Raw genomic sequence first — 11,710 nt, 5'->3', positions numbered from 1 at the left:
ATAAAGCGATTAGTTGTTATAGCGATCAGGGAATTCTTCTTTGAGTATATTCTGCATCGTGGTTTGAAATGCAGAAACATTATGGACTGAGCGAATATAGGATATAGCTTCATTGGCGATGGCATCATAATGATCGGGATTATCCAGAATCTTATGAATAGCATCAACAAACAGATCTACTTTATCGAAACCGTCACCTAATACATCTCCGACATGAGTGCCGAATTTCGACGTCAGATCCTCCGGGTTTCTTTTGCTGACGAGCAATGTGCCAAAGGACAGGGCTTCCAGAAATGAAATCGGCAATGCTTCATGAATAGAAGTATTTACAAGAATTTTTGCGCGTTTCAGATATTCATTTTTCACATCGCCATCTACATGACCTGCAAAATGCAGATTAGGTATGTCGTAATAGGACTGCATAATATCTGTGTTTTTGTGCTTCTCGCGAAAAGTCTGCCCAAGAACGCAGAATTGATAATCAGGCATTCTCTTGGCTATTTCACAAAATAACCAGCCGCGCTTTACAGATTCCAGCCGTCCTAAAAAGATAATTAAATTCTCTTTTGGGTTGTCAGAGAGTTTAAAACTTTCATCATATTCAATCGGATTTGGTACATAGTCGATTGAGACATTGTCATCTAAAGCGTATAGATCTTTTGCTTTTTGATTTAAAAAATGCCCCTGAGAAATAAATTTCACTCTGTTTTGTCTGTATAATTTATGAACCGTGTCATAAATATTTTGGTCATAGTAATTGGTTTCAGGAAATAATTTTACTGTATTGATCTCATCCCATTCATACATAGGTCTTGGATCTTGTATCCATAAAATCAATTTCTTATTCGTATCGGGTTCGCATTCCAGAACATAATTGTAAGTCAGTTCAATGCTGAGATACGCATCATAATTCTGCTTTTTTAACCATCTTTGGGCCGCCCATTTGCGTTTAGGTAAGCGGTATAAATTGATAGTCTTGTCATCTTTGACAATGGTTTCCTCGGCACTATACCGTTTTCGTCCTCTGCCAAGCAGAACATCTATTTGAAGATTTGTGTCTGGAAGATATTTGGCAATTAATCTTCGCGCCAAAAAACCGTAACCACCAAAGGCTGTATCAGCTGCACCGAAATATTCATCAATAATCAGACCGATTTTGAGAGGGCGGTTTGTGCTGCTTGCTTTTTTAAAGAAAAATATTTCTATCCTGATGGTTTACTCATACCGGTATAAGACGCATATCCTTTAGCTGTTATTATTTGACAAAATCAAGCTTGCAAAGCTATGCAGCGGTGGTGGTAAATCCCGCATTTTGAGGAAGATATGTCGCTCATCGTAAATAGTTTGTGGATCGGTAAGCGGCTTGGTGAAGTGCATGCTGCATGTCTTAAATCATTTGTAGATAAAGGCTGTAAGATCGTCTTACATGCCTATGGCAAGCCCGAGGACACCCCGAAAGGGGTTGAAATTTTCGACGCAAACAAACTGATGAAAGAGAGCGAGATCGTTCGGACTTCATCGGGCAATCTTGCGCTTGCCTCAGATATTTATCGCTACCGAATTTTGCGGGAAGGTCTGGGCCTTTATGTCGACTGTGATGTTTATTGTATAAAGCCGGTTGAAGATAATGACTATATAATGGGCTGGGAAACGCAGAGTACAATTAACGGTGCGATCCTGAAAGTGCCTCAGGATAGTGCAATGCTGAAGCAATTATTATCTGCGGCTGAAGATCCTTATTTTATCCCGCCATGGTTTAAAGCCAATAAAATCAAAAGATATAGACTGAGAAAGTCTCTGGGTTTTCCAAAGCCTGTTTCAAAACATCCATGGGGGGCTATTGGTCCCAACCTGATAACGCATATTGTTAAAGAGCTGGATCTTAAGAACAAGGTCAGCCCGATCGATATTTATTATCCTATGCACTATACTTGTACGACACTTCTTCATGAAAGAGGTCTGCGCGTTCAAGATCTGATTACTCCGAGGACAACGGCTTTCCATCTTTATAATACGGCGAATAATAATAAGCAGATTCTGCCGGATACACCGCTTTATGAGATCATAAATTCATAGTTGAGGTGGATAATAAAGACGGTGAAGCTTTTGCATTTTTCGTGTCAGTTTAAAGGGCTTGCCATAAAAGCCTTTATATTCTAGGGCTTTTAGGTGTTCGGAGCGTAGCGCAGCCAGGTAGCGCACTTGACTGGGGGTCAAGGGGTCGTGGGTTCGAATCCCGCCGCTCCGACCATGTTTTAATGATTTAAATGTGTTTTTCTGCGTAACCGGCTTATTGTTTCAAGACCGGTTTACAGCTTTGCTTTGCTTCATACTGCAACGAAACAGCTCTTAGTTCTGCTATGCAATATTGCTGAACGGCCTATTCATCACACATTCATTGCGACCGGTTTACCTTTGAAATACTCCGATGGGGAGGAAGTATTAACAACAGAGGGAGGACTACCAATGTTTATCAGAGATTTGCTTAAAGTAGTAATGACATCTGCAATTGTTCTTATTCCTGCAGCCGAAGCTTACGCCTATAAAAACATTTCTCAAAAAGACAGCTCCGGCAGAACAGTTCATTGGGTGCGGTGTGATAATGGTTATCAGTTTATTGTCGGAGATGGCAGCAGTGCGCCATCAGCTGCATTTGCTGAGCGTATCTGTGCAAAGCAGGGAAGTGGCCTGACGACAGGCGCAAAAGACAAAGTGAAAGAATTCAAAGGGCTGGAAGCCGTTTCCAAGTAAAAACAGGCATTTTCCCGTCAAATGAATGAAGCCCTGTTCGGGGCTTCATTCATTTTATAAGCTATAAGCGAAATCAGTTTGCTTTTTTAACTTCGTGATCGGCACCGTAAATTGAAATCGCCGGATCTTTAACACCTGATGCGACAGACCAGTTGATTTTATGGCCAACCCCGCCCACTTCGATTTTGGTGTCACTTTCCAAGGTAACATTCACCACATTTTGTGCACCGCTCACTTCAAGCTCGGCTCTGTCATTATCATTGGAACGTAATGTGGCTGTGACTTCATGATTGGCCACGTCCACTGAGAGGTCTTTTACACGGCCACCGGTCACTTTATTGTCGGAGCCGGACACCGAGACATCATCGGCTTCTTCAAATGTAACCTGATGATTGGTGCCGTGAATGACAATATCATCGCATTTTCCGGTCAGTTTGATGATATTCTTTGCACCATAAATGCCGATATCATTCGATGAACAGGCAATATCACGTGTAATACCGGAGCCTTCAACTGTCAGTTCTTCTGCGGATGCAGCACCTGAAATAAGAACACTCATTAAAGTGATTGCGGAAATTTTGAGTTTCATCATGTCACTCTCTGTTGAGGGAGGGGAGGTATTCTGTATATCTCTAAAATGGCCCTTTAAATACAAAAAAAGCGCCAAGGCAGATAAATGCGAAACCAATCATATGATTGATGGTTATGCTTTCTCCCAGATACAGCACAGAAAATCCGGCAAATACGCTGAGAGTGATAACCTCCTGAATGGTTTTGAGCTCTGCAGCACTATAGATGCCATGCCCCATTCTGTTGGCCGGAACCGCAAGGCAATATTCAGCAAAAGCGATCAGCCAGCTGACGATGATTACCAGCAAAAGCGGCTTGTTTGCAAATTTGAGATGCCCGTACCAGGCAAATGTCATGAAGATATTGGATGCGCAAAGCAGTAAGATCGGCTTGAGATAATCAGCCATATGTGCCTCGGTGTGATCGGCGGCAGCCGCACTCAGCGTGCAATCATTGTGACGGGCTGAGCGTTCTGGCAGGCCGGAACGGGATAAAAAGTTGGTGCGAACAGCAAGATCTTTTATCGGTTTGTTTTACCTTTGAACAGATCGCCCGCGAGGCCGAAAACCCATTTTCACGGACAGAAAAAGACAGACAATTCCCCTGCTTTGTTCTGCCCGTGACGGATTTCTTTAATCAGACAGATGTTTCCGCTTAAGGAACTTCATCATAGGCAACAATGCCGCCTTCGCTTTCCAGAGTAGAGAGGCGCCGTGCTTCGGATCGTGTAAATTTCAATCTGACGCCGATACCGCCGCCATTTTCCGGAATGAACACGGCTCCGGCATCTTCGAGCGCTTTTTGCAGCGCTGCAAGGACAGTCTCGTCCGGTGTTTCAAGTTTACGTTCAAATAACTCAATCACACGGATATCAATGCCTGAGAATGATGACAGTCTTTCACGGCTGAGTTCAATTAATGCGCGGGCAGCTTTAGATTGCGGGCCGGTAATCATTACAAGTCTGTCCTTCTGACTGCGGTGCCGTCGGGAAGATATTGGCGGGCACCGTAAGCGTTTGAGAAATAGAACTTTATTCAATCCATCATAGCTCAGTTGCTGGAAGTTGAAACAAGACTTTTTGAAGCGGCAGGGAAATTCAGTGAGGTGCATTCCGGGGCAGAAAGCTGCTTTGTAATATAGGAATTGCAACGGAATATATTCTTATTCTGATTGCAATGTCACAATTTTGCCCGGAAGCTGGCGCTTCAATCTTCGGGAGAAAATCTCAAGATTGAATTTGATAAGTAATTGTAATTTCTGTCTTTTCGTAAAAAATTATTTCAAAAACGCGCATACTTACTCAGCTGGTTTTGATCTGCTTTGTAGCTTGCTCAAAAACGCGTTGTTTCTTGATGAAGATATTGAATCTGTGCGTTTTTAAACGTCGAACAGGTGAATTATGAAATTCAAAAGAATTTCTGTTGCAAGTAATCTATTATGCTTCATTACAGCCATTTATATTACTGTATTTTTTAACCGCGCAGCTTTTGTTTTCATCGCAGACTATCTCAAAGAAGATTTTCTGAGCACCGGCATTATCGCTGCAACATTGTTTTTATTGACCTATTGTTTGCTGGTTTTATTTTCAGCGCCATATCTCATCAAGCCTGCATTGATTTTCTTTGTCACGGTGTCGGCATCCGCGGCATATTTCATTGACCACTTCGGTGTTTTGATTACGCCGAATATGATTGAAAATGCTGCGACAACCACAAGGGCTGAATCCGGTCACCTGATGAATGCGCATTTTGTAACGAATATGCTGCTTTATGCCGGTTTGCCGTCTTTGCTGATCATTTGGGTTGAGATCAGGCACCGGCCTTTTGTGCAAAAATTATGGGTCAATACGCTGCTGATCAGCGGCTGCCTGATTGCCGGTGTTGCTCTGCTTTTGACAAATTTTGGTACTTTTTCTTCGATGTTTCGTGAAAAGAAGGCGGAAATCACCGGCAGGCTCAACCCGCTGGCACCGCTCAGCAGTACCATCCGTTATTTCGTGAAGGTCAATGACGAGCGCACTTATATTGCTCAGCCGCTCGGCACGGATGCTGTGCAGACCAAGCCACATCAAGAGGGTAGTAACAAAAAGCGCCTGACGGTGATTGTGGTTGGCGAAACAGCCCGCGCACAGAATTTCAGTTTCAACAATTATTACCGCGATACAAATCCGATGCTGCGTGAGCGCGATGTACTGAACTTCACCGATGTCAGCAGTTGCGGAACAGAGACATCTGTTTCTGTGCCATGTATGTTTTCTCCGTTCCCGCGTACGGAATATAGCAGCAAGAAATTCCGCCAGTCTGAAAATCTGCTGGATGTGCTGAAACATGCCGGTATTCAGCCTTTGTGGGTTGAAAATAACACCGGCAGTAAGCGTGTGGCCGATCGTATTGAAACAATTGATATGAGCCAGTTGCAGGAAGGTAATCCGAATTGTGCAGGTGGTGAGTGTTACGATCAGGTGCTGGTAGACACGCTGGCATCTCGTCTTGATAGTTTTAAGACTAACACGGTTGTTGTGCTGCATATGCTCGGCAGTCATGGGCCTGCCTATTACCGGCGCTATCCGCCGGAGCAGGAAGTCTTCAAACCTGCCTGTCGCACATCAAATTTTGCTGACTGCACTCAGCAGGAAATTGTAAATGCCTATGATAATACAATCGCTTACACCGATAAAATATTAGCGGAAATCATTGACCTGCTGAAATCGAGAGAAGGCGAGTTTGCTTCTTCGATGATCTATATGTCCGATCATGGTGAATCCCTTGGCGAGAAAGGGCTGTATCTTCATGCCATGCCTTATTTCATTGCGCCGCGGGAGCAGACGACGATTCCGTTTATCAGCTGGTTTTCACCGGATTTTCTGAAAGAGAATGATTTGAAGCAGGCTTGTCTGAAGACGCTGAGTGATCATCCGGCATCCCATGATAATCTGTTCCATACGGTGCTGGGCTTGATGAATGTGAAGACGACCGTCTATGACAAGGATATGGATATATTCAATAGCTGCCGCGGTGACGGTGCGGCTTCCTGAATATCAAAACAGCGCCGGAATTTCCGGCGCTGTTTTATTGAACTCGCAGGGAGCGTTGCGGCTGTTACCAGCGCGTGTCATTCCGGCAGCTGGCAACCAGAAAGCCGAGCACGAAACCGGCAATACCGGCTGTGCTCAGAATGGTTGTTGCGGTGCCCGGATTTTCACGGATGACAGATACGGTTGCCTGTCCCTGTTCTTTGATGGTTGAGGCTGCACGGTTCAGGCGGGTGCGGGCTTCTTCTGCGGCTTCCTCGCCGCGCTGTTTCAAAGATTTGCTCATCGCATCAATCTGCGCGCGCAGTTCTGCAATCTGTTCTTCCATTGCCTGACGGGCATTGTCAGCATTCTCTGCCATTTTCATTCTCCGTTATCTTGACTGTGGAATAGGCGCTTACAAAGGCGTGGGAGTTATCGCCGGATCATGCGCCCCGCTGCAATCAGAATACATGCCCCGATAAAACCGGCGATCAGGTAGCCGAGCCAGCCTCCGAGAACCACGCCGAACATGCCGAGCAGGGCATTGGCGACAGCAGCGCCGATAATACCCAGAATAATATTCATGAAAACGCCGTGGTCACTTTTCATGAACATTTCGGCCAGCCAGCCGGCCAGACCACCGATGATAATAGCTGCAATCCAGCCTATCTGAGCATCTTCCATGGTATTTCCCTCATTGTTGACGTTCAGCACATAGTAAAAAGATGGTCTTTGTCTGCCGGAATTTAAGGCGCAGACAAATGCAGCGTTAAATATCTGCTGTGAAAGAAAACGTTCAGGGGGCGTTTTGGTTCCCGTAAAGACAGTGATCCATGCATTGAAAGACATGCAGATACTGTTTTGCATAAAATAAATTTTATGTTGCTTGATGAAAGCCGTTAAAATAATTATCAGAAACATAAAGACCGGCATGCGGGAGTGCATTCTGAAATACAGGCGCATGTGGTTGTGAGGATGTGGGATGGGTAAATCCGGTCAGTTTTCCGGCTCAGAGAAAAAGAAAACTGCTTTGCTATGATTTATCTGCCGCCGGTTTTCTTCTTTTTATTTTCGCTGATGTTTTTCGGTGTGTGGTTCCTTGAGCGGACACGGCCGCATCTCGGGCTGTTCGGCTGTGCCTTTCTGCTGGTTTCAATCGGTGTTTTAGCTCAGGTTACATTTACACCGGCAGATATCGGGCAGAATGCAGTATTGTCCGCAACTCTATATGTTGCAGGTGTTCTGTTCTTTTCCCATGGCATTTTAGTCCGGTCAGGCAGACAGCTGCCTTATTGGTTCTATCCTTTGTTTCTGATCTCTATTGTCGGCGGAACGATTTATTATTTTTACATCGAGCGAAACCTGTTTTACCGGATCTACATTATCAATCTGGGGGTAGGGACGATTTTTCTGGCCACAGCCCTGCAGGCGCGCTTTTTACTGCGAGGGAATTCCGGCGATAAATTATTATTCTGGCTGATATTGGGGCTTGGTCTACATTTCTTTCCGCGCACAATTCTGACTGCGGAAAGAATGATGACATCACCTGTCATCGAATTTTCTGCCGGTTCGTTCTGGCTGGTGCTGCAATTCACCATTTCTGTGATCGGTGTCGTGACCGGTATCGGACTGCTGGCCGTGACATTTATGGATATGATTGCGGAGTTGCGCAAAGAACGCGACACGGATTCACTGACCGGTCTGGCAAATCGCCGTCTGTTTTCCCAACATGTTGAGACCATGATGAGCAGGGGGCGTTCACAGGGGAAACCTATGTGTTTTGCAATGATCGATGTGGATCATTTCAAACTGTATAATGATATTTACGGTCATGCTGCGGGGGATGAGGCTCTGAAACATGTTGCCGGTACAATCAGTGCTACGCTGCGTCGTAGCGAGGATATGGCGGCGAGAATTGGCGGTGAGGAATTCGCACTGTTCTTTTATGATTGTACAACGGAACAAGCCAGACAGTTTCTGGAAAAACTGCGCACGCAGATAGCTGCACTGAAAATCGAGCATGAAGGCTCACAGGTCTCAGCTGTTCTCACAATCAGTGTCGGCGTTGCGGAGCTTGAAAGGAATGAAGACTTTGAAAGCCTTTACCGACGGGCTGATATGTCACTTTACAGCAGTAAAGCGACCGGCCGCGATCAGGTGACTTTTGCCTGATCTCTGCTGCGGATCAGAAGAAGAAATACCAGATCAGGACTACGACAAAAAACGGAACACCCATCATCCACAAAATACCGGCTCTTAACATCTTTGTTCTCCCTGATTGTCTTGATTTGCTTACAGGGATGTAACGCCGGTGCCGGTGTTTTGGTTCCGCAGAAATTAAACCGGTCTTGCAATGCGTGCGTTGCTATAGGGGCGTGGTTCTGAAGTAAGATGATGCCGTGCCTGTTGCTGATAGCGTTGTTCAAGCCCTGCACAACCCCAGATAATACCGACGATCAGATAGAAATGCCGCCAGTGATCGATATCGATCACATTACCGATCAGTATATGGCCGATAAATGCAACATAGGCGCAGAGCAGATAAGGTTGCCATGGCCGCTCACGCAGCATCAGCCTGAAGCCGAAACCCAGCGTAAGCATTGTCAGGATGATGAAAGACAGAAAGCCGAGCCAGCCATAATCCAGCAAGGCTTTCAGCCAGATATTATGGGTATCCTCTCCGAACATGGGGCCGAATTCCAGCGGGCCGATACCGAAGGGTTTTTCCATGGACAGAAGAAAACCCAGCCAATGCCGTGCAAAACGTCCTGTACGGGCGCTGTCATAATCCTGTTCAAGGCGCGCACGCTGGGTGAACAATTCGTTGATTTGCGGGATTTGCAGGGCGATCAACAATGTGAGGGCAAGGAGAACAATCGCCGCAATGCTGATCAGGATGATCTTGCCGCGAAAGCGCTGGTTCTTGCTGCCGATAAACAACAGAGCCGGAATGAGCACTAAGGATACGGCATACATGCCCCATGCAGCGCGGGAGAAGGACAGCAATACCGCAAGTGTCAGCACCAGAAATAATGCCCAATAGAGCAGGCTTTTCTGAAAAGGGCGGGTCAGAACCTGATAGATGCACCAGTTGATAGGCAGGATCAGAAAAGGGCCGAAGACATTCGGATCCTGAAATGCACCTTTGGCACGGCCATAAAGCGTAAACAGATCCGCCGCAGGTATCAGGTTGAGATAACCGCCGATACCCAGCATTCCTGTAATGACGGCAGCCGCCAGATAGCCGGTGAAAAGCGGCTGTAATCTGCGCCAGTCGCTTTCGGTGACAGCGGCGAAAAACACACTGGTCAAGGCCAGAAAATATGACACGGCAATGTAAAGCGGTGCCTTTTTCAGATCAGCCATCTGAAAAATCGAAAGCACACCGCCAATATTGAACAAGGTGAGCAGGAGCAGCAATGCCAGTGAGTTAACACTCAGCCTAAGGCCGAATAACAGCCACAGGCTGATGAGCACCAGCATCAGTATTTCATAAGGCCCCGGTTCGAAGAGAACGAAGCCGCTGAAAAAGACACCTGTTGCCAGTGACAGCCGCGCAATCCATTGCATTGCAGCTTGTCGCTGGCCGCGCTCCGCCAATGCATGGAATGCTGCGTCTGATGTGGGTGACGCTTGCACAGATCGGGGCACAGGTTGGGACGGATAGCTCAATAGGCGTTTTCCGTGTTCAGCAGGCGCACAGGGGTCAGGAACAGGATTTTCAGGTCGAACAGCAATGACCAGTTCTCAATATAATTGAGATCATATTCCGTACGCATGACGATTTTCTCAGGCTTGTCGATTTCGCCGCGCCAGCCATTAATCTGCGCCCAGCCGGTTACGCCCGGTTTAACTTTGTGGCGGGCAAAATAACCGTCAACCACATCATTATAGAGCATATTGTTGGAATTGGCGCTGATCGCATGCGGGCGAGGGCCGACAAGTGAAAGACTGCCGCCTAAGGAATTGAAAAACTGCGGCAATTCATCAATCGATGTTTTGCGGATAAAGCGGCCGACACGGGTAACGCGGCTGTCATTCTTTGTGACGGCCAGTTTTGCGGTCGGATCGCACTGGTCGCTATACATCGAGCGGAATTTCCAGACATTGATCACTTCATTATTAAAGCCGTGCCGTTTCTGTTTGAAGATTACAGGGCCTTTGCTGTCGAGCTTGATCGCAATAGCCGTCGCCAGCATGACCGGTGAGAACAGCACAATTCCGAACAGGCTGAAGACAATATCAAACAAGCGCTTGGCAATCGCATCCCAATCGTTGATCGGCTTGTCGAGAATATCCAGCATCGGCACCGAGCCGATATAGGAATAAGCACGCGGGCGCAGACGCATATTGGCAGCATGGGCAGAAAGACGGATATCGACCGGTAATACCCAAAGCTTTTGCATCAGCGTCAAAACCCGCTCCTCTGCGGAGATAGGCAGAGAAACGATCAGCATATCAATGCGGGCAACGCGGGCGAATTCGATGAGCTCGGAAATATTGCCGAGTTTCGGATAACCGGCAACAATCGGCGGAGAACGGCGATCGCCGCGATCATCAAAAATACCGCAGATACGGATGTCATTATCCGGTTGTTTGTTGAGTTCAAGAATAAGATCTTCCGCATTCTGACCGCCGCCGACAATAACCGCGCGTCGTTCCATACGGCCGCTGCGGGCGAGAATACGCATCAGCTTGGCTGCGAGAAAGCGCGATATTGTAAGGGCGATAAAACCGGAAATCACAAATCCGGCAAACCAGATACGGGAATAAACCGCAGAAATTTTCAGCAGGAAGGCCACAATAGCCAGAACCGCAAAAACGCCGGCCCAGCAGATAATCAGCCGGCCGAGATAGCGAAACGGCTTGCGCAGCACAGAAGGGCGATAGCCGGAACTGAACTGGGCGAAAATAACATAGAGCGCGGCGGCAAGAATATTCGCAAACAAATATTCCAGCATATGGATGCTTTCAGCGCCGACATAGCTGAGATAGACAGCGATACCGCACAGGGCGACAACAGCAAATTCCCATATGCGCATAAGCCCTGTGAACAGAGCCGGTGAAATACTTTCATTCTTGTATTGAGCGGCTACTTTCATGGCCAGCGGGCTCAATTCAACTTTTTCAGCAGGTGTGGAGGCTGCGCCGGAGTCATGCTGCTTTTGCAGCGCCTTCCTGTCGAAACTTCCTTTATGTTTTTTCTCACTCATGGGTACACCGGCATATTAAAATTTTGCTCACAAGAAAATATAAGCAATCTATCCGTGATGAGGGTTGCTATTTTCTTATTTTTTTTAAGAGAATGCGCAGTTTAGGCCGCTATACGGGCTTTTTACGTATTGTGGTTGCCGGATAGTAAATATCCGCAATATT

12 protein-coding genes and 1 tRNA gene are annotated in these 11,710 nt (G+C 46.6%); 5 read left to right on the top strand and 8 right to left on the bottom strand.

Going from position 1 to position 11,710, the window contains the following annotated elements:
• Positions 1–9: 9 nt before the first annotated feature.
• A complete protein-coding gene (locus BKD14_RS10145; RefSeq protein WP_210215505.1) occupies positions 10–1,092 on the bottom strand; it encodes a glycosyltransferase family 4 protein in 1,083 nt (360 codons plus the stop codon).
• 231 nt (positions 1,093–1,323) lie between these two features.
• On the opposite strand from BKD14_RS10145, the gene BKD14_RS10140 reads away from it, so the two are divergent.
• From BKD14_RS10140 to BKD14_RS10130, 3 genes are all read left to right on the top strand, one after another.
• Complete coding sequence (locus BKD14_RS10140) at positions 1,324–2,076, top strand: hypothetical protein (protein ID WP_075655625.1); 753 nt, start codon at positions 1,324–1,326, stop codon at positions 2,074–2,076.
• Between the two features lie 98 nt (positions 2,077–2,174).
• A tRNA-Pro gene (locus tag BKD14_RS10135) sits at positions 2,175–2,251 on the top strand.
• A gap of 215 nt (positions 2,252–2,466) precedes the next feature.
• The gene (locus BKD14_RS10130) at positions 2,467–2,751 is read left to right on the top strand and encodes a hypothetical protein (protein WP_022710782.1); all 285 of its coding nucleotides are present in this window, start codon (positions 2,467–2,469) and stop codon (positions 2,749–2,751) included.
• A gap of 73 nt (positions 2,752–2,824) precedes the next feature.
• On the opposite strand, the gene BKD14_RS10125 is transcribed toward BKD14_RS10130, so the two are convergent.
• From BKD14_RS10125 to BKD14_RS10115, 3 genes are all read right to left on the bottom strand, one after another.
• Positions 2,825–3,343: a DUF3060 domain-containing protein gene (locus tag BKD14_RS10125; protein ID WP_083646971.1), complete on the bottom strand. Its 519-nt coding sequence runs from the start codon at positions 3,341–3,343 to the stop codon at positions 2,825–2,827.
• Between the two features lie 40 nt (positions 3,344–3,383).
• Positions 3,384–3,728 carry a DMT family protein gene (locus BKD14_RS10120; protein WP_075655623.1) on the bottom strand — a complete coding sequence of 115 codons (345 nt, stop codon included), beginning with the start codon at positions 3,726–3,728 and terminating at the stop codon, positions 3,384–3,386.
• Positions 3,729–3,975: 247 nt separating this feature from the next.
• A complete protein-coding gene (locus tag BKD14_RS10115) occupies positions 3,976–4,275 on the bottom strand; it encodes a hypothetical protein (RefSeq protein ID WP_075655621.1) in 300 nt (99 codons plus the stop codon).
• A gap of 445 nt (positions 4,276–4,720) precedes the next feature.
• Between BKD14_RS10115 and BKD14_RS10110 the strand changes: the two genes are divergently transcribed.
• On the top strand, positions 4,721–6,355 hold the full coding sequence (locus BKD14_RS10110; protein WP_075655619.1) for a phosphoethanolamine--lipid A transferase: 1,635 nt from the start codon (positions 4,721–4,723) through the stop codon (positions 6,353–6,355).
• A 64-nt stretch (positions 6,356–6,419) separates the two neighbouring features.
• On the opposite strand, the gene BKD14_RS10105 is transcribed toward BKD14_RS10110, so the two are convergent.
• On the bottom strand, positions 6,420–6,713 hold the full coding sequence (locus BKD14_RS10105) for a hypothetical protein (protein WP_022710787.1): 294 nt from the start codon (positions 6,711–6,713) through the stop codon (positions 6,420–6,422).
• 53 nt (positions 6,714–6,766) lie between these two features.
• Positions 6,767–7,018 carry a GlsB/YeaQ/YmgE family stress response membrane protein gene (locus BKD14_RS10100; RefSeq protein ID WP_022710788.1) on the bottom strand — a complete coding sequence of 84 codons (252 nt, stop codon included), beginning with the start codon at positions 7,016–7,018 and terminating at the stop codon, positions 6,767–6,769.
• 351 nt (positions 7,019–7,369) lie between these two features.
• Here BKD14_RS10100 and BKD14_RS10095 point away from each other — a divergent pair, with 351 nt between their 5' ends.
• Positions 7,370–8,506 (top strand): GGDEF domain-containing protein, encoded by a 1,137-nt coding sequence (locus BKD14_RS10095; RefSeq protein WP_075655617.1) that lies wholly within the window; start codon positions 7,370–7,372, stop codon positions 8,504–8,506.
• Positions 8,507–8,671: 165 nt separating this feature from the next.
• On the opposite strand, the gene BKD14_RS10090 is transcribed toward BKD14_RS10095, so the two are convergent.
• Positions 8,672–10,006: an O-antigen ligase family protein gene (locus tag BKD14_RS10090; protein ID WP_245293613.1), complete on the bottom strand. Its 1,335-nt coding sequence runs from the start codon at positions 10,004–10,006 to the stop codon at positions 8,672–8,674.
• Entirely contained in the window at positions 10,003–11,547 is a 1,545-nt protein-coding gene (locus BKD14_RS10085; RefSeq protein ID WP_022710792.1) for an undecaprenyl-phosphate glucose phosphotransferase, read from the bottom strand. Before BKD14_RS10085 ends, BKD14_RS10090 begins: the two co-directional genes overlap by 4 nt.
• Positions 11,548–11,710 lie beyond the last annotated feature (163 nt).

The sequence above is a fragment of the Pseudochrobactrum sp. B5 genome (assembly GCF_001939785.1).
GTDB lineage: Bacteria > Pseudomonadota > Alphaproteobacteria > Rhizobiales > Rhizobiaceae > Pseudochrobactrum > Pseudochrobactrum saccharolyticum.
This window is presented reverse-complemented; position numbering and strand designations above follow the sequence as displayed.

What these genes read in the sequence shown, in the direction of transcription:
- BKD14_RS10100 (WP_022710788.1), bottom strand. Translation starts at nt 7,018, where the DNA reads ATGGAAGATGCTCAGATAGGCTGGATTGCAGCTATTATCATCGGTGGT.
- BKD14_RS10095 (WP_075655617.1), top strand. Translation starts at nt 7,370, where the DNA reads ATGATTTATCTGCCGCCGGTTTTCTTCTTTTTATTTTCGCTGATGTTT.
- BKD14_RS10085 (WP_022710792.1), bottom strand. Translation starts at nt 11,547, where the DNA reads ATGAGTGAGAAAAAACATAAAGGAAGTTTCGACAGGAAGGCGCTGCAA.
- BKD14_RS10140 (WP_075655625.1), top strand. Translation starts at nt 1,324, where the DNA reads ATGTCGCTCATCGTAAATAGTTTGTGGATCGGTAAGCGGCTTGGTGAA.
- BKD14_RS10125 (WP_083646971.1), bottom strand. Translation starts at nt 3,343, where the DNA reads ATGATGAAACTCAAAATTTCCGCAATCACTTTAATGAGTGTTCTTATT.
- BKD14_RS10105 (WP_022710787.1), bottom strand. Translation starts at nt 6,713, where the DNA reads ATGGCAGAGAATGCTGACAATGCCCGTCAGGCAATGGAAGAACAGATT.
- BKD14_RS10110 (WP_075655619.1), top strand. Translation starts at nt 4,721, where the DNA reads ATGAAATTCAAAAGAATTTCTGTTGCAAGTAATCTATTATGCTTCATT.
- BKD14_RS10115 (WP_075655621.1), bottom strand. Translation starts at nt 4,275, where the DNA reads ATGATTACCGGCCCGCAATCTAAAGCTGCCCGCGCATTAATTGAACTC.
- BKD14_RS10130 (WP_022710782.1), top strand. Translation starts at nt 2,467, where the DNA reads ATGTTTATCAGAGATTTGCTTAAAGTAGTAATGACATCTGCAATTGTT.
- BKD14_RS10120 (WP_075655623.1), bottom strand. Translation starts at nt 3,728, where the DNA reads ATGGCTGATTATCTCAAGCCGATCTTACTGCTTTGCGCATCCAATATC.